At 64.7% G+C, this 24,853-nt stretch carries 20 protein-coding genes and 1 riboswitch; of the genes, 10 read left to right on the forward strand and 10 right to left on the reverse strand.

Going from position 1 to position 24,853, the window contains the following annotated elements; genetic code table 11:
- The first annotated feature begins 20 nt into the window (after positions 1 to 20).
- The gene (locus B4400_RS10415) at positions 21 to 1,517 is read left to right on the forward strand and encodes a flavin-containing monooxygenase (protein WP_078311528.1); all 1,497 of its coding nucleotides are present in this window, start codon (positions 21 to 23) and stop codon (positions 1,515 to 1,517) included.
- 9 nt (positions 1,518 to 1,526) lie between these two features.
- On the opposite strand, the gene tilS is transcribed toward B4400_RS10415, so the two are convergent.
- The 3 genes from tilS to dacB all read right to left on the reverse strand — a co-directional run bounded on the left by tilS (position 1,527) and on the right by dacB (position 4,926).
- Positions 1,527 to 2,480, reverse strand: a complete 954-nt coding sequence (tilS, locus tag B4400_RS10420) for a tRNA lysidine(34) synthetase TilS (protein ID WP_078311529.1) — start codon at positions 2,478 to 2,480, stop codon at positions 1,527 to 1,529.
- On the reverse strand, positions 2,459 to 3,460 hold the full coding sequence (locus B4400_RS10425) for an Rv3626c family coenzyme F420 biosynthesis-associated protein (protein ID WP_170914973.1): 1,002 nt from the start codon (positions 3,458 to 3,460) through the stop codon (positions 2,459 to 2,461). Before B4400_RS10425 ends, tilS begins: the two co-directional genes overlap by 22 nt.
- A 68-nt stretch (positions 3,461 to 3,528) precedes the next feature.
- A complete protein-coding gene (gene dacB, locus B4400_RS10430) occupies positions 3,529 to 4,926 on the reverse strand; it encodes a D-alanyl-D-alanine carboxypeptidase/D-alanyl-D-alanine endopeptidase (RefSeq protein WP_078311531.1) in 1,398 nt (465 codons plus the stop codon).
- A 124-nt stretch (positions 4,927 to 5,050) separates the two neighbouring features.
- Here dacB and B4400_RS10435 point away from each other — a divergent pair, with 124 nt between their 5' ends.
- Complete coding sequence (locus B4400_RS10435) at positions 5,051 to 5,539, forward strand: inorganic diphosphatase (RefSeq protein WP_078292562.1); 489 nt, start codon at positions 5,051 to 5,053, stop codon at positions 5,537 to 5,539.
- Positions 5,540 to 5,545: 6 nt separating this feature from the next.
- On the opposite strand, the gene B4400_RS10440 is transcribed toward B4400_RS10435, so the two are convergent.
- Positions 5,546 to 6,232, reverse strand: a complete 687-nt coding sequence (locus tag B4400_RS10440; protein ID WP_078311532.1) for a hypothetical protein — start codon at positions 6,230 to 6,232, stop codon at positions 5,546 to 5,548.
- 114 nt (positions 6,233 to 6,346) lie between these two features.
- Between B4400_RS10440 and B4400_RS10445 the strand changes: the two genes are divergently transcribed.
- A complete protein-coding gene (locus B4400_RS10445; protein ID WP_078311533.1) occupies positions 6,347 to 6,868 on the forward strand; it encodes a 2-oxo-4-hydroxy-4-carboxy-5-ureidoimidazoline decarboxylase in 522 nt (173 codons plus the stop codon).
- Between the two features lie 3 nt (positions 6,869 to 6,871).
- Here the strand turns inward: B4400_RS10445 and B4400_RS10450 are convergent, their stop codons facing one another.
- The 4 genes from B4400_RS10450 to B4400_RS10465 form a co-directional block, all read right to left on the reverse strand.
- Positions 6,872 to 7,309 carry a hypothetical protein gene (locus B4400_RS10450; protein ID WP_170914974.1) on the reverse strand — a complete coding sequence of 146 codons (438 nt, stop codon included), beginning with the start codon at positions 7,307 to 7,309 and terminating at the stop codon, positions 6,872 to 6,874.
- A gap of 52 nt (positions 7,310 to 7,361) precedes the next feature.
- Positions 7,362 to 8,321, reverse strand: a complete 960-nt coding sequence (locus tag B4400_RS10455; RefSeq protein ID WP_078311534.1) for an SDR family NAD(P)-dependent oxidoreductase — start codon at positions 8,319 to 8,321, stop codon at positions 7,362 to 7,364.
- Positions 8,318 to 9,907, reverse strand: coding sequence for a flavin-containing monooxygenase (locus B4400_RS10460; RefSeq protein WP_078311535.1), 1,590 nt, complete (start codon positions 9,905 to 9,907; stop codon positions 8,318 to 8,320). The genes B4400_RS10455 and B4400_RS10460 overlap by 4 nt, the downstream gene beginning before the upstream one ends.
- 82 nt (positions 9,908 to 9,989) lie before the next feature.
- On the reverse strand, positions 9,990 to 11,285 hold the full coding sequence (locus B4400_RS10465; RefSeq protein ID WP_078311536.1) for an aminotransferase class V-fold PLP-dependent enzyme: 1,296 nt from the start codon (positions 11,283 to 11,285) through the stop codon (positions 9,990 to 9,992).
- A 25-nt stretch (positions 11,286 to 11,310) separates the two neighbouring features.
- A riboswitch (SAM riboswitch) is annotated at positions 11,311 to 11,423 on the reverse strand.
- 256 nt (positions 11,424 to 11,679) lie between these two features.
- Here B4400_RS10465 and B4400_RS10470 point away from each other — a divergent pair.
- The 4 genes from B4400_RS10470 (at position 11,680) to B4400_RS10485 (ending at position 19,497) form a co-directional block, all read left to right on the forward strand.
- Positions 11,680 to 12,651: a TerC family protein gene (locus B4400_RS10470; RefSeq protein ID WP_078311658.1), complete on the forward strand. Its 972-nt coding sequence runs from the start codon at positions 11,680 to 11,682 to the stop codon at positions 12,649 to 12,651.
- Between the two features lie 191 nt (positions 12,652 to 12,842).
- Positions 12,843 to 16,847: a Pls/PosA family non-ribosomal peptide synthetase gene (locus B4400_RS10475; RefSeq protein ID WP_078311537.1), complete on the forward strand. Its 4,005-nt coding sequence runs from the start codon at positions 12,843 to 12,845 to the stop codon at positions 16,845 to 16,847.
- Positions 16,844 to 18,208, forward strand: a complete 1,365-nt coding sequence (locus tag B4400_RS10480; protein ID WP_078311538.1) for a M1 family metallopeptidase — start codon at positions 16,844 to 16,846, stop codon at positions 18,206 to 18,208. The genes B4400_RS10475 and B4400_RS10480 overlap by 4 nt, the downstream gene beginning before the upstream one ends.
- Entirely contained in the window at positions 18,205 to 19,497 is a 1,293-nt protein-coding gene (locus tag B4400_RS10485; protein WP_078311539.1) for a polysaccharide biosynthesis protein, read from the forward strand. The genes B4400_RS10480 and B4400_RS10485 overlap by 4 nt, the downstream gene beginning before the upstream one ends.
- A gap of 19 nt (positions 19,498 to 19,516) precedes the next feature.
- Here the strand turns inward: B4400_RS10485 and B4400_RS10490 are convergent, their stop codons facing one another.
- Positions 19,517 to 20,902: a WS/DGAT/MGAT family O-acyltransferase gene (locus tag B4400_RS10490; protein ID WP_078311540.1), complete on the reverse strand. Its 1,386-nt coding sequence runs from the start codon at positions 20,900 to 20,902 to the stop codon at positions 19,517 to 19,519.
- 111 nt (positions 20,903 to 21,013) lie between these two features.
- Here B4400_RS10490 and ppgS point away from each other — a divergent pair, with 111 nt between their 5' ends.
- Together ppgS and B4400_RS10500 are read left to right on the forward strand one after the other, a co-directional pair.
- Positions 21,014 to 21,712, forward strand: coding sequence for a polyprenyl-phospho-N-acetylgalactosaminyl synthase PpgS (gene ppgS / locus B4400_RS10495; RefSeq protein WP_078311541.1), 699 nt, complete (start codon positions 21,014 to 21,016; stop codon positions 21,710 to 21,712).
- Complete coding sequence (locus B4400_RS10500) at positions 21,709 to 22,077, forward strand: DUF2304 domain-containing protein (protein WP_078292552.1); 369 nt, start codon at positions 21,709 to 21,711, stop codon at positions 22,075 to 22,077. The genes ppgS and B4400_RS10500 overlap by 4 nt, the downstream gene beginning before the upstream one ends.
- On the opposite strand, the gene B4400_RS10505 is transcribed toward B4400_RS10500, so the two are convergent.
- Entirely contained in the window at positions 22,021 to 22,965 is a 945-nt protein-coding gene (locus B4400_RS10505) for an NAD-dependent epimerase/dehydratase family protein (protein ID WP_078311542.1), read from the reverse strand. The two genes, B4400_RS10500 and B4400_RS10505, sit on opposite strands and share 57 nt — an antisense overlap.
- 105 nt (positions 22,966 to 23,070) lie before the next feature.
- On the opposite strand from B4400_RS10505, the gene B4400_RS10510 reads away from it, so the two are divergent.
- A complete protein-coding gene (locus B4400_RS10510) occupies positions 23,071 to 24,843 on the forward strand; it encodes a hypothetical protein (protein WP_078311543.1) in 1,773 nt (590 codons plus the stop codon).
- Positions 24,844 to 24,853 lie beyond the last annotated feature (10 nt).

Genomic DNA, 24,853 nt, shown 5'->3' on the forward strand with positions numbered 1-24,853 from the left:
AAATAGGCCACTATGGAAACGTGAGCAATGGCGCTTACGGGGCAAGCGAAAAGCTGCCGTCCCGCGATATCCGGGTGGTCGTGATCGGGGCCGGCATGTCCGGGCTGTGCATGGCCTCCACCCTCCGGCACCGCGGTATTACCAACTTCACCGTCTACGAGAAGGCGGATGAGGTCGGCGGAACCTGGCGGGACAACACCTACCCGGGCCTGCAGTGCGATGTACCGTCGCGCTATTACTCGTACTCCTTTGCCCCGAATCCTGCGTGGAGTAAAGGCTTCTCGCCCGGACCGGAGATCCACCAGTACTTCGTCAGATTCGCCGACGAGCAGGGTCTGCGCCGGAACATTCGCTTCGGGGCAGCCGTCAGCCGAGCCGAATGGGTCGATGGGCCTGGCCAGTCCCACTGGGAATTGGAGATTTCCGACGGGAGCCGCGACACCGCTGACGTCGTCATCAGTGCCACCGGAGTGCTGCATCTGCCACGCCTCCCCGATATCGACGGGCTGCGGTCCTTCGCCGGTCCGTGTTTTCACTCGGCCCGGTGGGATCACTCGGTGCCGTATGCCGGGAAGCGGGTCGGACTTATCGGCACCGGGTCCTCCGGAGTCCAGATCATCAGCGCTCTCGCCGAAGATGTGCAGAGTCTCGCGGTGTTCCAGCGCTCAGCGCAATGGGTCGCACCGGTTCCCAACTTCACCTATTCAGCCATGTCAAAGTCGATATGGTCCCGCGTGCCGATTCTGAACAGATTCTCTTATCGCCTGTGGCGCTTCTATTTTGAACGCGGTGTGGGCGGATCAGTGGTCAACCCCGGAATCCGGCGGCGGCTCATCCAGGGATTCGTCCGGGCATCGCATCGGTTACTCATCCACGACCCGGCGCTACGCCAGAAGCTGCATCCCGATTACGAGCCGCTCTGCCGGCGATTGGTGATGTCGGTGCCATTCTTCAAGGCGGTGCAACGCCGCAATGTCGAGGTGTTCACCGAGGGGATTGAACGCATCGTGCCGCAGGGCGTCATCACCAAGGACGGAGTTCTGCACGAACTCGATATCTTGGTGTGCGCCACAGGTTTCGACGCGCACTCATACTTGCGCCCCATGGAGGTGATCGGGCGCGACGGGATCAAGCTCAGCGAGGCGTGGAGTGACGGACCGCGCGCATACCGGGCCGTGGGCCTCGCCGGATTTCCGAACTTCTTCTTGTTGATCGGCCCGAACAGCCCGATCGGGAACAACTCACTGATCTCGATCGCCGAAACACAGGTGAAGTTCGCGATGCATTGGATCGACGAGATCCGTTCCGGCCGAGTTCAATCGGTAGCGCCTACGGCGCACGCCGCCGAGACCTTCAACGCCGAAGTGCGCCGGGCTATGCCCAATACCGTGTGGTCCACCGGATGTGACAGCTGGTATCTGGGAGCCGACGGGGTACCGGAGCTATGGCCCTGGCCTCCCGTGGACTACCGCCGCACACTCACGTCGCCAATCCGCGAGGACTTCGCCATCACGTAGACCCGTTTGTCAGACATCGTGAATCGACAGCACCAGATGGTCACCTGATCTGGATGCCACCAGACGCTGGTACGGAAGGTCGGCGCCCACCGCGACCCCTCCCTGTCCACGCCACTGCACAACGAGCGCGTCCACCGCACGAATCTGGCTGTCATTCAAATCCTGTGCGCCGCCTGCCAGTAACCAGAGCCTGAGCACCCGTCGCCGCACGGCGGGTGCTCGATCACGCAGACCAGAGATCGCCAGGCGCTCCGCACCCGTGAAGGTTGCCCGCGCCTGTTCATCGAGCGCATCGCCGTCGTCCCGTAATGATGCCGCGGTTCGGGCGAGCGCCTCGGCAACACCGCCACCAAGAACCTGCTCCAGCAGCGGCAGCACCTCGTGACGCAGCCGCACCCGGACAAAGCGGGAGTCGACATTGTGCGGGTCTTCCCACGGGGTCAGACCCAATTCGGCACAGCTGGCGCGCGTCTCGGTTCGGCGAATGTCCAGAAGTGGTCGCCCCCACGGATCATCCCAGGGACGCATTCCCGCGATGGAACGCCCCCCAGAGCCTCGTCCCAGTCCCAGCAGCACCGTCTCGGCTTGGTCGTCGAGAGTATGGGCGAGCAGTACGGGTAGGCCATCCCGGGCCTCGCGCAGCGCGGCGTAGCGGGCATCGCGCGCCGCCGCTTCAAGACCACCAGCACCGTCCACGATCACCGAAAGAACCAAGGCAGCATGACACCCCAGAGCCAACGCCTGATTCCGTGCCCGGCCCGCAACCTCGGCGGAGTCCTGCTGCAGCCCATGATCGACGATGAGTGCGGTCACGGCCCAGCCCTGCGCAACAGCGGCTGCCACAAGCGCCAGCGAATCCGCGCCACCGGAGACCGCCACGGCAACCTGTCGCGCATCCCGAAGATGCTGAACACCAAACGATTTGACAGCCTGCCGCAGCGCTAAAGTACTCGGGCTATCCATTGGTCCGGGTTCTCGATCTCGGCGGGCTTGGGCAGTGTCTCGGCGTCTTGCCAGATTCTGTTGAAGCGTTCCATCCCCACGGTTCCCACCACGTGGTCGACAAACTTCTTACCGCGGGTGTATTGACGCATCTTGGCATCCATGCCGATGAGGGCGCGGATGATCCGCTGCAACGGTGGCTGTTTGCGTGAGCGTCGCGCCTCGAAGCGAGACCTGATGGTCGACACCGACGGGACAACGGCCGGACCCACCGCGTCCATCACATGGTCGGCGTGCCCTTCGAGCAGCGTGCCCAGTACCAGCAGGCGATCCAGTGCATCCCTGCCGCTTTCGGACTGCATGGCGCGCAGCAGATCGACGATCCCGTTCTGGCCCTGATCTTTCGGCGCGCGGACAAACTCGGCCAGCCGGCCGAGCATGCCAGCCACATCCTCCTCTTGCTCGTACGCGAGAGTCGCCAGGGTGCCCGACATGTAGTCGGCCAACCACGGGTTGGCCGAGAACTGCACGCGATGGGTTACCTCGTGCAGGCACACCCACATCCGGAAATCGCTTGGCAGCACCCGAAGTTGGCGTTCCACGGCGATGATGTTCGGGTACACCAGCAGCAACGCACCCGCACCGTCCGCGGTGAACGGGTCATACTGCCCGAGAATGCCCGACGACACGAAGGCCAGCACCGCACCGGTTTGCGCCCCGGTGACACGGCCCGACAGGAACCCCGCGGAACCGCCGTCACCGCCAGCCATCACGCGCATGGACTCGGCCGCCGCCGCGATCCAACGGGGGCGATCGATGATCCGCGCCTCCGGTACCACCAGGCCGTCCGCCAGGCCAGTGAGCTCACGCACCGGGGCCTCCGCGCGCCGCGCCGCATCCGAGAGCTCGGCGATGGCCTGCTGACGGGTGTACTCGGTGGTGGGCGGCGCGGGCCGCGCCAGTTTGGCGCCCACGGTCGCGGCGAAATCCCAGTTGACCATGCGGCCAACCGTCAGCTCGGGACGCTCGGTTCCGGCTCCGCCCTTCCCGACGCGATCCGGCACGGCCATCAGCTACATCCGCAGGACCGCAATACCGCTGCGGTGTTATCCACCGCATTGCGCGCGGTCGGTGCGGTCGCCTGGTTCTGCATCAGCGTGAAGGTCAGCACCCGTCCACTGGCGTCGGTGACCACACCGGCCAAGGTGTTCACGCCCGTGAGCGATCCCGTCTTGGCGCGTAACCATCCTGCCGCGGCTTGGTTTTGGAGGACAAAGCGTTCGGACAACGTGCCACTGCCACCGGCGATGGGCAGTACATCCAGCAGCGGGCGCAGCTTCGGCTGATCAGGGCCGGCGGCGGCTCCGATGACCTCGTCGAGGGTGCGCGCGGTAACCCTGTCGTCCACTGACAACCCGCTGGAATCACGCAGCGTCAGACCTGTGAGATCGATTCCTGCGCTGCGTAATTGACTCGTGACCGCATCGACAGTTCCGGAGAAGGTCTGCGGCCGGCCCGAGGCCAACGCCACCTCACGGCCAATGGTTTCCGCCATGACGTTGTCGGAGGCATTCATCATCTCGCGCAGCCGCTCCATCAGCGGGGCTGACTGAACGGAGGCAATGGATTTCGCCGACGGCGGCGCCGAGTCCAACCGCACCATGTCGGTGTCAACCCCGAGCGCCGCAGCCAGTGCACGCCCCGCGTCAAGGGCGGGCGTGGTGGAACGACGCGAGTCATAATCGGTTGGCTGCGTACGTCCGGCGTCGAGCATCACGGCCTGAATGGGCGCGACATCACCGCCGTCGATATCGGCCGGGTCCCATCCGGGCGCCATGGACGGGCCACCAAACCGGCTGATGTCGACCGTGATCGACGTGACCGTGACCCCCGACTTACGTACCTGATCGGCCAGATCACTGATGCGCGCGGCGTCGCGGTACCAGGTGTCGGTGTCCGCCGGCGCAGCACTGAGAATCGGGTCGCCGCCGCCGACCAATGTCACCAGTCCCCGCTGTCCCGCGGTATCCGCAACTACTGATGTGGTGAGTTTCGCGGCCCGATCAAGGGTCAACAATGCCGCCGCGGCGGTCAGCACCTTGTTAGTAGATGCGGGAACCATCGGCACCGTGGAGCCCTGCTGCCACAGCTCGCGGCCGGTCAGTGCGTCGGTTACCCGTCCGGTGAACATGGCCAGCGCCGGATCGGCCAGCGCCTTGTCCAGCGCTTGTGTCAAACCATCTGCCGTCGGAACCGGCGCCGAATCGGAAACCGGCACGACGCCCGGTTTCGGGGTAACCAGCGTCGGTTCGGGATCGGCGTTCTGCGGCTGGCGGGCGGTGGAGGCTCCGGTGGTCAGCGACGCCACGAGAACAAGCGCGGCAATCGCCAACACGACGGCGACGGCCAGCAGGACGTGGGTAGAGCGCCGCCAGCGACGCGGATCAAGTGCCCTGGCGGTGACCATGCTCTGCAGGGTATCGCTATCCTGGTGCGCGCTGGACGAGCGCTTGCCCGAAGGCCTGCAGACACTGATGAGCGCTTGCGCGAAGACCGACCGACTGAGTACCACCGACATTCAAGGAGCGGGTGTGGAGTTCGACGTCACCATCGAGATCCCCAAGGGGCAGCGCAACAAGTACGAGGTCGATCACGAGACCGGCCGAGTACGCCTGGACCGTTACCTCTATACCCCGATGGCCTACCCCACCGACTACGGCTTCATCGAGAACACCCTCGGCGAGGACGGCGACCCGCTGGACGCCCTGGTACTACTACCCGAGTCCGTCTTCCCCGGTGTGATCGTGGAAGCTCGGCCCGTCGGCATGTTCAAGATGGTCGACGACGGCGGCGGTGACGACAAGGTGCTGTGCGTGCCCGCAGGCGACCCGCGCTGGGATCACATCCAGGAAATCGGCGACGTGTCGTCCTTCGAACTGGACTCCATCAAGCATTTCTTCGTCCACTACAAGGACCTGGAGCCCGGCAAGTTCGTCAAGGCTGCCGACTGGGTAGGCCGCACCGAGGCCGAGGCCGAGGTCATCGCGTCGTTCGAACGGCTCAAGACCCAGGGCCACTGACCCGGGTCACGGCGCCACGCATACGGCGCCCATCGGGCCGCTGTTACTGACGACGACGACACCGTCGACTGTGATCGAGCAGCTGGCCTCACCCCAGTCGACAATCATGCGTGGCGACGCCGCAGAGTTGGTGATCATCACCGAGACACCCCAGGGCAGCTTGATGTCTTGGATCGTCACCAGCTCGGTGCCGGTCCAATAACTGACCTTCAATCCGAAATGCGGTGGCAGCGGGTCGACGCCCGAGCCCCACGCACTGTAGGTGACGCTCTTGCCTCCTGTGCCCGACCCGCCAGGGCCTTCTCCGGCAGTGGGCACCGGTGTAGGCGCCTCGGTCGTGGTCGGCACCGGAGGCGCTTCGGTGGTCGTGGGTGTGGTCTCGGCACCGGTGCTGGGGTTCGGCGGCGGTGGGGAGGGCGGAGGAGGCTCGGTCGTCGTCCTCGACGGCAGCGGGACGTCATTGGGCCCCGTCCACGTCGTCGACGGAGTGACGGTGACCGTCGTCGGAGCTGCCACCTCGGTGCGGCGGGTAATGACCACGATCGCCGTCAGGGCTATCGCCAGCACCGCCAGAACACTGACGCCGGCGACTATCCATGGCCATTTCGGCGGCTTCGGATCCTCGGGATAGGGAATCGGCTCGCCGGGCGGCCACGGCTCCTGCGGGTACTGCTGCCAGGCTGGATCCGTCACTGTCCCCCACTCCCTCCCCAGTCCTACTCGCTGCAATGTTACGTCGCGTTAAGCTCCTGCAAAATGCACGCTCCCCCTCTAGCGAACAGCGGCGACCCGTCGAATCATGGTCTTATGTTGATGCATCAGGGCATCGGCCGCGACACGTTCAACGAGATGCCCGACACCAAAGCGGTCCACGCGCTGTACGAATGCGGCGGCAGTGTGACCTGGGCACGGAAGATCGCCGCGGCGCGGCCGTTCGTCGACCATGACGCCCTGTTCCGACTGGCCGACAACGAGTTGTTCGCGCTGTCCGAGGAGTCACTCGACGAGGTTCTGATCGCCTATCCGCCGCTGGGAAAACGTCCAGGAAGCGCGCGGTCCCATGCCGAACAGTGTGCGATCCGCGATGAGACCCCGGGAATGATGGCCGCGCTGCGGGCCGCCGCGCATCGATACGAGCACCACTTCGGGCATCGCTTCGTCATGCACATGTGTGGGCAGGACGGCGCCTCGGTGCTGCGCGCGATCTCCGACCGCATGCACCATGACGTGGATACCGAGCGCAAGGTGACGCGCAACGAACTCGCGAAGATCAACCGCACCCGCCTGGAGCGCATGCTCGGCCCCGAGGGTGGTTACGACAACTGGTGATCGCTACGCCGCCAGCGGTATCCGCTGGGGCAGCAACGCAAGTACGCGGCGTGCGGCACAACTGATATCCGTGGTGGGCGACGCCGGAATCAGAGTCACCCCGTCGGCCACACCAGCCAGGTAGATATCGGCGATCAAACCCGCCAGCCCTTCCGGGGTACCCGCATACGAGACCGCCGCCGGAACCCTCAGACTCGCGAAGTGCTTACGCGCCGATCGCGAGTCGGCCTCGATGTGCACGTAGACATCCAGGATGACCGCGGGCGCGTCCTTGCGCGCGGTGCGCAGAGAATGCCGGGCCCGCTGTGCCTGTTTGAGATCGGGGGCGTTGACGCGTGCGGTGACACCCGTTCCATTGGTCAGTTCGCGCCAGCTGGCAGCATCGTCAGTGAAAATCCGAAACGTCTGATGTTGTGTCGCCACAGCCGCCACGGTACCCAGGAGGTCCGGGCATGGCCATCGTTGAATTCCGGGTGAGCCGATAGGCCCCCGATCACACTGTCGACTGCTCGGTGAGCGGCGCCGCCGGGGTGCGCTCGGTCAGATTGTCGATGACGCGTTGCACCTTCGGCATGAGCGTGTCGATATCCAATCCGAGCCAGTACGGAATCGGATACATGAAATGGCGATTGAGACCGGGCAGGAGCCTGCTCAAGAAGTAGCCCAGCCACGCTTCCGGACGCACCGGGGCCACCGCAAAGTTGTAACGCGCCGCGCGGACCGTGGCACGCGCGACCTGCGGCGGACCGATCAACTGGTCCAATACCCGCATCGGGGCAGAGGACTGGAAGGCCCTCATGGCGTTGTTCGCACGCTCGCGCACATCATCACGAAGGTCCAGACCGGCGACAGTGGCGTTTACCCCGATGTTCGTGTTGATGAAACCGGGGCATACCGCAGATACACCGATCCCCTTGGGGCCCAATTCCATTCGCATGCACTCGCTCAGCATCTTCACCGCCGCCTTGGAGGCCGAATAGGCGGGGAAGATCGGCGTCGGGGTGATGGCGCCCGCCGAGGCGATATTGACGATCTGACCACCGCGGCCACGTTCGGCCATCTGCTTGCCAAAGACTCGTCCGCCATAGGCGACACCGAATACGTTGACCCTGAACTGTTTTTCCCAATGCTCCTGTTCCAGGTCGAAGAAGCGCCCGCCGACCATGATGCCCGCGTTGTTCACCAGTACGTCGGGAACGCCGTATTCGGCCCGCACCTGATCAGCGAACCGCTCCCAGGCCGCCGGGTCGGTGACATCGAGCTGAAACGCCACCGCCCGATGTCCCTTGCGATGGATGATCGCGGCCGTTTCCTGAGCGGTCGTCAGATCCAGATCGGAGGCAACCACCTCCGCACCACCCCGTGCGAATTGGATGGCGATGGCTCGCCCGATGCCACTTCCGGCACCGGTCACCACGACAAGTTCTGGCTTACGTCCGGGCAGCAGTCTCATCCCACAACCTCCTTGTTGCGCTTGCGTCGCGACGCCACCTTCACGACCGGCGCCACTGTCTCGGTACCGTACCGATAGTTGTCCAGCCGGAAGTACTTGTTATGGAAGTACATTTCACCGAAACCGCCTGGGCGGAACGGTGAATCACCATGATTGTCGATGTAGTAGGTGTTGGCCGTCGAGCATGCCGGCGAGAGCCACAGGTGATTCTTATTGCGCTCGTGCATCTTGTCGAAGTAGGCCTGGTGCACATCCTGCTTGACCTCCGCGGTGGTCGCACCACGCTTCTTCGTCTCCGCGATGACCCGGGCCGCGTGCGCGGTGGTCGACTCGATCAGCATGTGATAAGGCCCAAAGACGTATCCGTAGGGTCCGAGGACGAGGAAGAAGTTGGGGTAATCCGGGATCGAAACACCCTGGTATGCCTGATAACGGTTCTCCTGGAAGAACTGCTTCAAATCCTTGCCGCGCCGTCCGGCGGTCGGGAAGGCCGGCATGTGATCCCAGATCGCGAACCCGGTGGCGCAGATCAACACATCCACTTCATGCTCGACCCCGTCCGCGGTAAGCAGGCCCTTCTCGGTGATCCGCTCGATGGGCTCGGTCACCAAAGCCACGTTGGGGCGGTTGAACGTCTTGAGATAGGTATTGGAGAAGGAGGGGCGCTTGCAGCCGAAACCGTAGTAGGGCAGCAGCTTCTCTCGGGTTACCGGGTCGTCGACCTGCGTACGCATCCAGCCACGCATCCGGTTGGCCAGGGCCATCGACGCGGATTCGACGTACTTGGAGTCGAGCTTGAAGACTGCGTCCGGAATGTACGCGGTACTGAGGTTGATGGCGTGCCGAATGCCCTTGGCAACGCCCGGGAATCCGAACAGCGCGCGCCAGAATGCGTTGTACTTCAAGTCGGGCTTGGGCCCCACATAGATGGGGGTGCGCTGAAAGACGCTGAGATGGCCAACCTCAGGAGCGATCTCTGGAACCAGCTGCAGCGATGTGGCACCTGTGCCGATGACTGCCACTCGTTTTCCGGCCAGCTGAACATCCTTGTCCCACAACGCGGTATGCATCAGTACACCCTGATACGAATCGATGCCGTCTATCTCGGGGAGCTTGGGTTGCTCGAGGCCACCCGTGGCGGCGATCACGTGCCGGGCAGTGATGACGCTGTCATCGTCCAGAGTAAGAGCCCACATGTTGTGCGCCTCATCAAATTCCTGACGCACCACCCGCGTGTTGAATCGGATCTTGCGGCGCAGTTCGTGCTTGTCCACGAGTTCGTTCGCGTACCCCTCAAGCTCGTCACCGGGGGTGAAGAACTTTGACCAGGTGGTCTTCTGGTCATAGGAGAAGCTGTAGATAAAGGTTGGGATGTCGACGGCCACGCCCGGGTACTTGTTGGCGTGCCAGGTGCCTCCGGCAGCACCCCACTTCTCCAAGATCACGAAGTCGTGGACTCCCCTTTTGGTCAGCTCGACACCCGCTCCGATGCCGCCGAAGCCTGCTCCGATGATCACGACCTCATGGTCGGGAACTGCCCGTTCCCCACCGTTGACTTCGCTACCCCGCACACGTGTACTAGTCATTCGACGTCCTTGTCAGTCCGACCCTGTGATGTGTCGAACTGAAAGTATCACGTATTATGAGTTACGGGTACTGTGTTGGTGCCTAGGCCACCAGGAAATCCGGGAGTGGCCGCCTGTCATCAACCGGCCCGACCTGCCCATCACGCTCGGTATAGGTCAGCGCAGGCCCGCGACGGAGAAGCTCACCGATCGCGTCGACGAGGCGTGTGATGTCACTCGCGGTGGTTCCCAGCCCGATACTTGCGCGCAACGCACCCCCCGGGTATCCCAACCTGTCCAACAGCGGGTGCGCGCAGAATCTGCCGTCGCGTAGCCCGATTCCGTGCTCGGCCGACAGATAGGCCGCGGCGACCGACGGTGTGTATCCGGCGACAGTAAAGGAGACAATGCCCAGCACGTCCCGGCCACTGTTCCAAATACGCAGGGTGTCAACACCTTCAATCGCGGCAAGCCCGTCCCGAAGTTGCGCGGTGAGCGCATCCTCGACGTGGCCTATCTCCCCCAGCGCGGCCAGTGCCTCGCACGCGGCCGCCACGGCGGCGACGCCAACCACATTGGGCGTGCCCGCCTCATGCCGCTGCGGTCCCGCGAGCCACTCGGCCCCCTCAATACCAACATTGCGCACCGCCCCACCACCCGCGAGATAAGGCCTCGCGGCGTCGAGCCAGTCGCTTTGCCCCACAAGGACTCCGGCGCCAAACGGCGCATACAGCTTGTGCCCGGAAAACGCCAGATAGTCGATTCCGTTTGCCACCAAGTCGATTCGGCGGTGCGGAACCAACTGTGCGCCGTCGACGGCGATCCTCGCTCCGTACCGGTGCGCGACGGCCGCGAGTTCGGCCAGCGGCAGCACCTCGCCGGTGACATTCGAAGCCCCGGTGACGGCCAGCAGCGCGGCCGGCCGACGGGCCAGCTCGTCAGCCAGCGCGGCAACGGTGTCCGCAACGGTGGCTCGATGCCCTACCACCCGGGCCTCATATCGCTGCCAGGTCAACAGGTTTGCGTGGTGCTCGATATCGAGAACCACCACCTCACCCGGCACCGCCGAGGCGAGCAGATTCAACGAGTCGGTGGTGTTACGGGTGAAGATCACATGGTGGTCGGCGGCGGCCCCGACGAAGCGTCCGACCGTCTCACGGGCACCCTCGTAGAGAGCCGTGCACACACGTGAGGCGTATCCGGCACCACGATGCACACTGGCGTAGTACGGCAGCAACTCGGCGATGCGGTCCGCGACAGCACAGAGCGCGGGTGCGCTGGCCGCGTAGTCAAAATTGGCGTATCTGATCCAGCCACCTTGGGCCAGAGGAACTTTGGTGTCGGCTCCCACCACACGCGCGGCCGGTTGCTCGGACCCAGATTGTTTGGACACTGACATCCCATCTCACCGGACCCGCCCGGCGAGTCCACGCTTGCCACGCCCGGTTGAGCGCGGCCCGGTCGTCACCTGGAGCACCCCACCGTGGAGGAGGGTTGCCGACCAGCTAGCCAGGGCTTATCGCTGGTTCTCATGACCTGTGCGCAGTCTGCTCGTCGTCCGCAGCCACCGTCAAGCGCATTACGCAGGGTGATTTCAAATCCGCGGTGTCAGCTCGTCAGTCCAGCCCGATTTTCCGATCCCCGCGCCATAGGGCAGACTGACTAGCGGAGGGGAGTATTCCTTCGCTGCGGTGTCGTCATCACATCGGCCATTGTCGGACCGGTCGGTGCCGCAGGCCGGTCACTCGCCGGCGGAAGAGACCTCCGGCGTTTTGGCGACCGGAGGTTATTTCATGCAGGTATCCCAGCTCGAGTGGATCATCACCCTGGCCGTCACGGTCGCGATCTTGCTGGTCGACGTCGTGGTGATCGGCAGACGGCCCCATGAACCCACCGTTCGTGAAACCGCCACCGCCCTCAGCATCTATATAGGGCTCGCAGTGGCGTTCGGCCTCTGGGTGTGGTTCTTCCACGGCAGCCAGTTCGGGCTGGAGTTCTTCGCGGGCTGGCTCACCGAGTACAGCCTCTCCGTGGACAACCTGTTCATCTTCTTGATCATCATGGCCAGCTTCAAGGTGCCCCGGGTCTATCAGCAAGAGGCCCTGTTGATCGGCATCATCCTGGCGCTGATCTTCCGCGGCATCTTCATCGCCCTCGGTGCGGTAGCCATCAACCAGTTCTCCTGGATCTTCTATCTGTTCGGCGCGTTCCTGGTGTACACCGCCATCAACCTGGCGCGCGACACCGAGCATGACGACGACGCCGACAACGCCGTGGTGCAGTTCGCCCGCAAGCACCTGCGGACCACCGACAAGTGGGACGGTCTGCGGTTGTGGGTCAAGGAAAACGGCACGCGACTCATGACGCCGATGTTCCTGGTGATCGTCGCGCTGGGCACCACCGATCTTCTCTTCGCGCTCGACTCGATCCCCGCGATCTACGGGCTCACCAAAGAGCCCTACCTGGTGTTCACTGCCAACGTGTTCGCCCTCATGGGCCTGCGCCAGCTGTACTTCCTACTCGGCGACATGCTCAAGCGCCTGGTGTACCTGTCGCAGGGGCTGGCGTTCATCTTGTTCTTCATCGGCGTCAAGCTGATCCTGCATGCATTGCATGAGAACGAACTGCCGTTCATCAACGGCGGCGAGCCGGTGCACGTACCCGAAATCCCCACATTGGCAAGCCTTGCGGTGATCATCGTGACGCTGCTCATCACCACCGTCGCCAGCCTGTACAAGACCCGGCGCACTGCCACAGAGGGTTAGGGCTCCACTCCGTGCCGATACCGGACAGATCGGCCGGCGGACCGCCGTGGCAAACTTGGAGGCCACGGGATCACCGTGCCCGGCGGACCACTTCCGCGCGGCGGCGAGCCCAGCCGCACCCGGACCGATAGGCTCGCTGCGGTACCCCTCCAGGCCCACAGAAACCGACGCGGAAACTAACGAGGAGCAGCGTGACCGGCCCCGACGAGTCACCCACCAACCGCGCGCACGAAGAGGCCGCCGAGCCCGTCGCCCATGAAACCCCGGCCCACCCGGTGCCTCCGCAGTACCTGCTCGGCAGGTCAGCCCCTCCGGCCCGGACCCTGATCGACATCCTCTACTCCACAGCCGCCGAGCACCCCGACGCGCCCGCCATCGATGACGGCACCATCCAGCTCACGTACTCCGAGCTCATCGTCGACGTCGAGGCAAGTGTCGAATGGCTCGGCACTCGGGGAATCGGGCGCGGTGATCGCGTCGGGATCCGGATGCCCTCGGGCAGCTACTCGCTCTATGTGGCGATCCTGGCGACCCTGGCCGCAGGAGCCGCATACGTTCCCGTCGACGCCGACGACCCGGAAGAACGCGCGGCGCTGGTGTTCGGCGAGGCACAGGTCGCCGCCGTGATCACCCCGGGCGGCCTGGTTCGTGGACCCGGTTCGTCACGAGGCTGGCGCGCCACCAAACCGACACCGCGCGACGACGCCTGGATCATCTTCACCTCGGGTTCCACCGGCACCCCCAAGGGCGTGGCGGTGACGCATCGCAACGCAGCCGCCTTTGTCGACGCCGAAGCACAAATGTTCTTGCAGGACAACCCAATTGGCCCCGACGACCGCGTGCTCGCCGGACTATCGGTGGCCTTCGACGCCTCCTGCGAGGAGATGTGGCTCGCGTGGCGCTACGGCGCCTGCCTGGTACCCGCACCGCGGTCCCTGGTGCGCAGCGGCATGGACTTGGGCCCATGGCTGGTGTCCCGCGATGTCACCGTGGTGTCGACGGTGCCCACCCTAGCCGCGCTGTGGCCGGCGGAGGCGCTGGAGGCGGTGCGGCTGCTGATTTTCGGCGGCGAGGCCTGCCCTCCCGATCTGGCCGAACGGCTGGCCACCGGTGAAGACGGCGCGGCCCGCGAGGTGTGGAACACCTACGGCCCCACCGAGGCGACCGTGGTGGCATGTGCGGCACGACTCGACGGGGTCAGTCCCGTCAGTATCGGGCTACCGCTTCCGGGCTGGGATCTGGCAGTCGTGGATGCGCAGGGCAACCAGGTCGGCTACGGCGAAGTCGGTGAGCTGGTCATCGGCGGTGTCGGCTTGGCCAAGTACCTCGACCCTGAAAAGGATGCCGAAAAGTACGCTGCTCTCCACACTTTGGGATGGTCGCGGGCCTACCGCAGCGGTGATCTGGTGCGCCTGGAACCCGACGGTTTGTACTTCCAGGGCCGCGCCGACGACCAGGTGAAGGTCGGTGGACGCCGCATCGAACTCGGCGAGGTGGACGCGGCGCTGGTCAACCTGCCCGGCGTGAGCGGCGGCGCGGCCGCGGTGCGCAAGACCGCCAGTGGCACCCCGCTGCTGGTCGGCTACATCGCCAGCGCCGACCCTAACTTCGATATCGCCGCAGCCCGCGCGAGCCTGGCCGAGTCACTTCCGGCGGCGCTGGTGCCGCGACTGGTGAAACTTGACGAACTGCCCACGCGCACTTCGGGAAAAGTCGACCGCAACGCACTGCCATGGCCACCACCCGGCGCGGATACCGACGACGACGCCGCCGAATTGGGCGGCACCATGGGCTGGCTCGCCGGATTGTGGCGAGACATCCTGGCGGCCACGGTCGACGGACCCGAGGCCGACTTCTTCGCTCTCGGTGGAGGATCGCTCTCCGCGGCACAGCTCGTCGCGGCATTGCGGCAGCGCTACCCGCAGGTGACCGTCGCGAACCTGTATGACCAGCCACGACTGGGATCACTGGCCACCTATTTGGACGAGCTGGCACCTCCCCTCGAGGTCGAAACCCGAATTGTGAAGCCGGTGCCGCGGCTGACCGAGCTGGCCCAGTTGGCGGCAACGTTTCCGCTGACCACCCTCACGGGTCTGCAATGGGCGACCTGGCTCGCTTTGGCCAACAACGTATTCGCCATGTTCAGCGATGTGCCATGGCTGGTAACGGTCAACTGGTGGGTGCTGCTGGCAGCGTTCGTCCTCTTCATCACTCCCCTGGGTCGCATGAGTATCACCGTCATCGGGGCGCGGCTACTGCTGTCCGGAGTCAAACCCGGGACATACGAGCGCGGCGGAAGTGTGCATCTACGGGTGTGGATCGCCGACCGGCTCGCCACCGCCAGCGGCGCCGAAAACCTCTCCGGCGCACCGTGGATGGTGTACTACGCCAGGGCGCTGGGTGCACGCGTGGGCAACGGCGTCGACCTGCATTCGTCTCCGCCCGTGACGGGCTGGCTCGAGCTTGGCGACCGCAGCTCCATCGAACCCGAAGTCGATTTGTCCGGGCATTGGGTTGACGGCGACAAGTTCCATGTCGGCCCCATCGTCATCGGTGACGACGCCACCGTCGGGGCCCGCACCACCCTGCTACCGGGAGCGGTCATCGGCAAGAACGCCGATGTCGCACCGGCTTCCGGCGTCGTCGGCAGAGTCAAGAACGGCCAGTACTGGAAGGGCTCACCGGCAGTGAAGTCGGGCAAGGCCCGCCATCCCTGGCCTGATTACCGTCCGCCCCGCGCCGGGCAATGGGTACCGATCTACGGGGTGACGTCGATTCTGCTGGGCGGACTGCCCTTGCTCGCGCTGGCTGCCGGTCTGGGTGTGGTGGCCTTCGGCATCAGAAATACGGCGACGATCTGTGAAGCCGTGGTGCCCGCGCTCATCTGGACACCAGGGGCGGCGCTGGTCAGCGTGGTCGTATACGCCGCCATCACCGTCGCCCTGGTGCGACTGATGTCGATCGGCGTGCACGAGGGGTATCACCCCGTGCGCGGCCGGCAGGGATGGCAACTGTGGGCCACCGAACGCCTGATGGACGCTGCCCGGAACTATCTGTTCCCCATTTACGCCAGCCAACTGACCCCATGGTGGCTGCGCATCCTGGGCGCGAAAATCGGCAAGGACACCGAGATTTCGACAGCCCTGCTGATACCGAAGTTCACCGAGGTCGACGACGGCGCATTCCTCGCCGACGACACCATGGTCGCGTCCTACGAGTTGGGCGGCGGTTGGATTCACATCGCCAAGGCCCGAATTGGCAAGCGCGCATTCCTGGGGAACTCCGGGATCACCCAGCCGGGCCGCAAGGTGCCCAATGACGCGCTGGTCGCCGTCCTCTCCGCGACTCCCCACAAGGCCAAGTCGGGTTCGTCGTGGATCGGCAGTCCACCAAAGCGGCTTCGGCGCAAGGCCGATGGCGCCGACTCCGCGCTGACATTCGAGCCGCCGTTCCGGCTCAAGGTCATGCGGGGGATCGTGGAGACGTGCCGCATCATCCCGATCATCGTGACGTTCGGGATCGGAGTCGGGGTGCTCCTGGCCTTGCAGACGATTGCCATCCGGTTCAATTTCTGGGCTGCCGGTGCACTCAGTGGCGTGGTACTGCTGATCGCCGGCGCCGTGGCCGGCGTGGTGAGCGTCGTCGCCAAGTGGGTCGTGGTCGGACGCACCAAAGCCGTGGAGAAGCCCCTCTGGTCCTCGTTCGTCTGGCGTAACGAGGTTGCCGATACCTTCGTGGAAACCGTTGCTGCCGTATGGTTCGCGCGCGCCGCATCGGGAACGGTGATGCAGAACTGGTGGCTGCGCGGCCTGGGCGCAAAAATCGGGCGCGGAGTGTGGTGCGAAACGTACTGGCTGCCTGAGGCCGATCTGGTGACCCTGGGCAGGGGCGCGACCGTGAACCGCGGCTGCGTGGTGCAGACACACCTGTTCCACGACCGGATCATGCGGATGGACACCGTGGTCCTCGGCGAGGGCGCCACCCTCGGACCACATTGCGTAGCGCTTCCCGCCGCCGAACTGGGTGCCGGCGCCACCGTCGGGCCCGCCTCGCTGGTGGTCCGTGGTGACGTCGTCCCACCGTCCACGAGGTGGCAGGGCAACCCCATTTCTCCTTGGGGCAAGCTGGATCCGATGGCACCGAAAAAGCCCAAGGGCGGCAAGGTTTCCCCAAATAAGAACTCCGGGGCCGCATGACCAAACCCGATAAGAAGCCAGGAAGGAAACTAGCCAAAAGGCTCCCCCCACGGCCTCCGATTATCGACCCCTACCTGCCGCAGAACGGCAATTACGGGTATCGGGTGTCCCGCTACGAGCTGGACCTCGAATACAAGGTGGCCATCAACCGGCTGACCGGTACCGCGACGATCACGGCAGTCACCCTCGCCACCCTCAAGGAGTTCACCCTCGACCTCGCCGACTCTCTCGGTGTCTCGAAGGTGACCGTGAATGGCAGGCGTCCCACACATTTCGGGCATCGCGGCGGAAAGATCACCATCAAGCTGGCCACCGGAATCCCGGCCGGAGCCGCCATGACCATCGTTATCCGATACGGCGGATCACCCCGCCCCATCCGCAGCATGTGGGGGGACGTCGGGTTCGAGGAGCTGTCCAACGGCGTGCTGGTCGCCGGACAGCCGAACGGCGCGGCGTCCTGGTTTCCGTGCGACGATCACCCCAGCTCCAAGGCAAGCTATCGGTTTGTCATCAGCAGCGACAGCCCATACTGCGTTGTGTCCAACGGCGAGTTGGTATCACGGCGGGTCCGGGCCGCACACACGACCTGGATCTATGAGCAGCCCGAGCCGATGGCGCCCTATCTGGCGACGCTGCAGATCGGGGATTATCAAACCGTCAAGCTCGCCAAGAACCCGATCTCGATGAACGCCGCGCTCCCGTCGCGGCTGTATGAGCGGTTCACGCATGACTTCGGCAGGCAGCCGCAGATGATGAAGCTGTTCATCAAACAGTTCGGCCCGTACCCCTTCGCCGCCGGGTACACCGTGGTGGTCACCGATGACGAGCTCGATATTCCGCTTGAGGCACAAGGCATTTCGGTGTTCGGTGCCAACCATTGCGATGGCGAGCGGCGCTCCGAGCGACTGGTCGCGCATGAGCTGGCGCACCAGTGGTTCGGCAACAGTGTCACCGCACGCCGCTGGCGCGACATCTGGCTCCACGAAGGGTTTGCCTGTTACGCCGAATGGCTGTGGTCCGAGGAGTCCGGCGGGCCGTCGGCCGATGCCCGCGCACGCCACTACCACCAAAAGCTCAAAGACCTCCCCCAAGATCTGATCCTGGCCGACCCCGGCCCGCAACTGATGTTCGACGATCGCGTGTACAAGCGTGGAGCGTTGACATTGCATGCGTTGCGATTGCGGCTCGGTGATACGAAATTCTTTGCACTGCTGCAAGACTGGACCACCCGATACCGGCACAGCACCGTCATCACCGACGACTTCACGGGCCTGGCGGCCGGTTATTCCGACGAATCGCTGCGGCCGCTGTGGACCGCGTGGCTGTACGAGAAGCAGCTCCCGCCCCTGGACCGGAAGTGACCGACGCCGGCCCCACCGAGTTTGAGCCTCTCAACCCGAGCGGCTCATCGGTCCGCTCCAGCGTCGCACGGATCGGTGTGGCCACCGCCATCAGCGCGATATGCGGCTACACCGTGCTGTACTTGGCGGCCCGTGAGCTGGGTCCCGCGTCGTTCTCGGTGTTCGCAGTCTTCTGGGGCGCATTCGGCTTGGTGACCGGCGCGGCCAATGGGCTGCTGCAGGAGACCACCCGCGAAGTGCGGCTGTCGCTGGCGCAGCGTGAACGGTCACCGCTGGCCACCACCCTGCCGATCAGGATCGCCATCGCCTTCGCCATCGCCTCCGCCATCGGCATCGTCGGCACCGCACCGCTGTGGGCTGCTCATGTGTTCACCGAGTTTCGCTGGCTCAGTGTGGCATTGCTTGCGGGCGGGCTCGCCGGGTTCTGCATGCACGCGACCACCCTGGGCGCCCTGGCCGGATCGAACCGGTGGACTCAGTACGGCGTTCTCATGGTGACCGATGCGGGGATCCGTTTGGTGGTGGCGGTTGTCACCTTCGTAGCCACCATCGGGCTCGTCGGGTATCTATGGGCGACGGTCGCGGGATCGATGTCCTGGTTACTGCTCACCGCGGTCTCGAAGCCGACCCGGGAGGCACTCACAGTGCCCGCACTCGTCGACACCATGGAGTTCCTGCGCGGCGCCCGGCATTCGATCGCCGCGGCCGCGGCCAGCGCGGTACTGGTGATGGGCTTCCCGGTGCTGTTGCAGTCAACGACAGGCGATCTGGGCCCCACCGGCGGCGTGGTAATCCTGGCCGTCACCCTGACTCGTGCGCCGCTATTGGTTCCGCTGACTGCGCTGCAGGGCAACCTCATAGCCCATTTCGTGGATGAGCGGGATCGGCGCCTCAGTGCACTTATCACCCCTGCCGCGATCATCATCGGTGTGGGAGCCGTAGGCATCGCGCTCGCCACGACCGTTGGCCCCTGGTTGCTGCGAACGGTGTTCGATCCCGCATACCAGGCGGGTGGTCCGCTTCTGGGCTGGCTGACCGCCGGCGCGGTGATGATCGCCTTACTGACGCTGACCGGGGCAGCCACCGTCGCCCACGCCCGTCACCTGGCCTATTCGGCGGGATGGGTTGGGGCCACCGTGGTCTCGGCGCTGCTGCTGCTCTTGCCCCTCAGTTTGGAGGTGCGGACGGTCATCGCGTTGATCGTCGGACCGGTCGTCGGAATGGTCGTGCATGTGGCCGCACTCGCCTTCTGGCGGGACCCGGAGACCGACGAGGACATCATCGACTGAGCCGGGCCGGCTGGCACCCTCAGATCCCCGCGGCGTGCTCCAGCTCCACCAGCGCCGCTTCGAGACCGTCGGCCATCTCGTCGATATCCGCCGCGACCTCCGGGGTAGTGACGAACCCAAAATCCATGTGCTCCATATAAGAGAAACAGGTGATGTTGAGGGCTACGTCCATGACGGGCGGACCCAGCGGGATCATCGACTCCAACTTGGCGCCCGCCATGTAGAGCGGGAAAGAGGGACCCGGGACATTCGAGAGCACCAGGTTGATGGGGGCCAGATTCCGCGACAGCCCACTGGCGGTGTACGCCCGCGCCGCCAATTGCAGCAGCCCCGGCGGTGTCGTATCGGTCAACCCCATGATCTGGTGTGCCGACATCGCGCGCGCCATGTCCTTGGCGCCCTGCGTTCCCTCATAGATAGCCCTGATCCGATCGGCAGGGTCGTCGATATCCGTCGCCAGTGAGACCGTCATCGAGCTGATCTGATTGCCCACCTCGCCGTCGGTCTCCTCGGTGCGCACCGATACCGGAATCTGCACGATCAGCGGTTTGTCCGGCAGTTCGTCGCGCTTGGCCAGATAGTCCCGGACGGCCCCGGACACGATGGCCAGCACCACGTCGTTGACCTTGACGCCAAAGGCGTCCTTGAGTGCCTTGACCCGCGCCAGCTCAAGACGCGCCCCGGATATCCGGCGGTGCGGCGACACCGGCGCATTGAATCGGGTGTGCGGGGCCTCGAAGTAGCCCGGCGATTTCCGCTCCATACCGAACACCGCCAGCTGCTGGCGAACCGTCTGTTGCACCAGCCGAACCACCCGATAGGGCGTTTTGACGCCCAGGTTGACCAATGCGCTCAACAAGATGCGCTCACGGCTGGGCAACCCGAGGCCCACCAGCGACCCCACCGTGTCGTCCGGCGCCGGCCGTGGCTCGGGGGCGATATCGAACAAAATCTCGCCCAGGCCCGCGCCCGAAACGCCGTCGACGATGGCGTGATGCATCTTGGTCAGCGTGGCGACACGTCCGCCCTCGACGCCCTCGATGACCCACAGCTCCCACAACGGGCGCGATCGGTCGAGCTTGTACGACATCAGCCGGCCGGCCAGTTCCTCCAGTTCCTTGCGACCGCCGGGTGCGGGAACACCGATGCGGCGAATGTGAAAGTCGGGATCCAGTTCCTCGTCCTCGACGAACCACGGCCGGTCCAATCCCAGCGGGACGTCGGTGACTCGCCAGCGCAACTGCGGCATCGACGGAAGCCTCTCCACGATGAGGCCGCGAACCCGCTCAAAGCTGTAGTCAGGTGCATCGGTGGGGTCATAGATCGACAGTCCCCCGATATGCATATGCCAACCCGCCGTTTCGGCGTGCCAGAACGCCGCATCTACCCCAGACAGCCGCTGCATGGCCGAAACATTAGTGCCGCCAACGGTCCCTTCTGCCGGAATGGCAGGACTTGTCGGGGGCCGGGTAGAGCCGACATCCGCTGATGGGTTGCCGGTGCTACCTTGATCCCAGTGAGCAACACCGGTAACAGTGACGTCTGGCTGGTCATCCCCGCCTATAACGAGGGGCCAGTCATCGCCGACGTCATCGCAGCGGCGCTCGGCACGTTCCCCAACATCGTCTGTGTGGACGACGGCAGCGCGGACCGCACGGCCGCGCTGGCGCACGGTGCCGGGGCGCATCTAGTCCGGCATCCGGTCAATCTGGGGCAGGGTGCCGCGATACAAACCGGTGTCGAATACGCGCGCGCGCAGCCCGGTGCTCAGATCTTCGTCACCTTCGACGCCGACGGCCAGCATCAGGTCAAGGACGTGGTGGCCATGGTGGACAGGCTGCGACTCGAACCGCTCGACATCATCGTCGGCACCCGTTTCGGTGCGGGGTCCGCACCCAGCCATGTTCCCCTGATCAAGCGCATCGTACTGAAAACCGTTGTGCTGCTGAGTCCCCGCACCCGCCGCCTCAACCTGACCGACGCTCACAACGGGCTGCGTGTGTTCAACCGCACCGTCGCCACCGGTCTCAACATCACGATGAACGGCATGGGCCACGCCAGCGAGTTCATCGCGATGATCGCCGAAAACCATTGGCGAGTAGCCGAACAGCCCGTCGACATCCTGTACACCGAGTACTCGATGGCCAAAGGCCAGTCACTGATCAACGGAGTCAACATCATGTTCGACACCGCGTTCCGCCGGAGGTTGCCGTGATCACCTGGATACAGCCGCTGCTCATCGTCGCGGTTTTGCTATTGCTGGTGTATCTGCTGCGTTCACGCAGCACCGCGCAGGCCAAGGCATGGGTGAAGCTCGGGTTCGTCCTCTTCGTGGTCGCGGGTATCTACGCGATCCTGCGTCCCAATGACACCACCACACTGGCGCATTGGCTCGGCCTGGGCCGAGGCACCGACCTCATGCTCTACGCGCTGATCATCGCGTTCGCGTTCACGACGCTCAGCACCTACCTGCGTTTCAAGGATTTGGAACTGCGGTATTCACGGCTCGCGCGAGCCGTCGCGCTACGCGGCGCCGAGCCCCCGGAAGAAGTCGACAGTCCGGCCGATTCCGTCCGTTAGCGCCACCTTCGGCTCCCACCCCAGCACGCTCTTGGCCAGGCCGACGTCCAGGCAGGACTGTCGCAGATCGCCCAGTCGCGGAGGGTGGAACTCAGGATTGTCCGACGCGCCAGCTGCCGCAGCCACCAGCGAATGCAGTTGCCGATCACTGGTTTCCACACCGGTGCCGACGTTGAAACGTTGTCCGCCGCCGTTAGGACCGGAGGCGCGAACAAAGGCCTCCACCACATCGTCGACGAAGACGTAGTCACGGGTGTTGCCGCCGTCACCGAACACCTTGGTGGAACGACCAGACAGCAGCGCCTGCGCGAAAATGGCGACAACACCCGCTTCGCCATGCGGGTCCTGGCGTGGCCCATACACATTGGCTGGTGCGATATGCGAGCACTCCAGTCCGTACAGATGCCGGAAGGTGTTGAGATAGATCTCTCCGGCCACCTTGCCCGCCGCGTACGGCGAATGCGGATCGGTGGGAACGGACTCGTTCGTGGGGATCTGCTCTGGAGTGCCGTAGATCGATCCGCCCGAGGAGGTGTGCACGATCTTGCGCACGCCAGCCTTACGCGCGGCCTCAGCCAGCCGCACGGTGCCGACTACGTTGACCGAGGAATCAAACTGCGGGTCGGCCACCGAGTGCCGCACATCGATCTGCGCGGCCAGATGGAAGATCACCTCGGGCGAGAATTCGGCCACGACGGCGTTCAGATCCGCCTCGACAATGTCGTCCTTGACGAAGGTGAAGGCGGATTGCGCCTCGGCAGCCTCCAGATTCGTCACCTTGCCGGTAGCCAGATTATCCAGACCCGTTACCTCGTGCCCGTCCGCCAACAGCCGATCCACCAGCGTTGATCCGATAAATCCTGCGGCTCCGGTAACCATTGCCCGCACGTGGCGACTCCCTCTTTATTCGCATAGCTCACGGCATTCGGCCCCACCCTACCGACCGTGCCTGATGTTCTTCGCGCGAGCGTTCATCGCTAGTCTCGGGCCCTGATGCCTTTCGCCAGAACCAACCGCGTTGCCGTGGCCGCCGCGGCTCTCCTCGTGGTGCACCTTGTGGTTCGCGGCGTGCTGGCGTTCGGGGGCGACTTCTACTGGGACGACCTGATCTTGGTTGGCCGCGCGGGCACACAGGGCTTGTTCGCCCCGTCGTACCTGTTCGATGACCACGATGGGCATGTCATGCCCGCGGCCTTCTTGCTGGCGGGCATCATCACCAAACTCGCACCATTGAATTGGTTCTGGCCCGCGCTGAGCCTGGTGATTCTGCAGGCATTGGCATCCCTGGCATTGCTGCGGGCACTGTGGGTGATTCTGGGCTGGCGACCAGTGCTGCTCGTGCCGCTCACGTTCGCACTGTTCACGCCGCTGGCGATACCCGGCTTTACCTGGTGGGCCGCGGCGCTGAACTCCCTGCCGATGCTGACCGCGATGTGTTGGTTCGTGGCCGACGCGGTGCTGCTGGATCGCACCGGAAACCGCCGGTACGCCGTGACGGCTATGGCCGCCTTCCTCGGCGGGCTGTTGTTCTTCGAGAAATCGGTGGTCATTCCGTTCGTCGCGTTCGCGGTGGTGGCGCTGTTGGCCTCTCTGCGCGGCGACGGGTGGTCGGCACTGACACGGACCTGGCGACGCGGCGCGACGCTCTGGATTCCGGCCGGGGCGCTCACCGTGGCGTGGATCGCCCTGTACCTGGTGGTGGTGGACCAGAAACGGTGGAGCACCGACCTGTCGATGACGTGGTCGCTGCTGCAACGCTCCTTCACGCACGGGGTGCTCCCCGGGTTGGTGGGTGGCCCGTGGCGCTGGGACCGCTGGGTGCCCAGCTCACCGTGGGCCGAACCGTCCTCGTTGGTGATTTGGCTGGGAGCGCTCGCGCTGGGTGCGACGGTCGTACTGACGTGTTCCCGGAAACAGCGACTCGCACCGGTCTGGCTGACACTGCTGGGTTACCTGGCCGCCAGCGAGGTACCGATCTATCTCATGCGCTCATCGGCGTTCACGGCGCTGCTGCTTGCACAAACCTTGCGATACCTGCCGGATTTGGTGGTGGTCGCGACGCTGCTGGCCGCGGTGGGGCTCACCGCCCCGAACCGACCGGGCAGCGCCTACCTGGACAACTCTGTCCGACGCACCGCGATAGTCGCGTTCGCATTGGCATTGTTCGTGGGAAGCAGCTTGGTCTCGACGGCCACCTATCTGCGCACCTGGCGAAACAATCCCGCCTCGCCCTACATCGCTACCGTGAAGGAATCCTTGGCAGCGATCGCGGATGGGCCCGCGGTGCTTGACCAGGAAGTCGACCCACTGGTGCTTCAGAATGTGGTGCGGCCGGAGAACCTGTTAAGCCATATGTTCGCGCTGGTCCGCCCACGGCCAGAGATCGGTTCCACCACAACGCAGTTACGTATGCTTGACCGCTACGGCCATCTGCTGGAAGCCCAGGTGACGTGGGTGCGCGCGCTGACCGAGGGGCCGGTCCCGGGATGCGGTTACCTGGTGCAGTCCATCCAGACCATGCCACTGACCGGGCCGCTGCTTCCCGCGGACTGGATCGTCGAGCTGAACTACCTCGCCAACACCGAGGGCGCGGCGTGGGCATCGTTCACCAATGGGCCCAGGGTCAAGGTTCCGGTTCGCCCCGGGCTCAACCGAGTGTTCATCAGACTCCCAGGTTCAGGGAATTCGCTTACCCTGCAGCCGATTACCCAGTCGCTGTCGCTGTGCGTCGCCGTCGGGCCGGTGGGAGCGCTCGCGCCCCGGTAGATTGGGCGCC

The organism is Mycobacterium sp. D16Q13 (genome assembly GCF_002013375.1).
Classification (GTDB): Bacteria; Actinomycetota; Actinomycetes; order Mycobacteriales; family Mycobacteriaceae; genus Mycobacterium.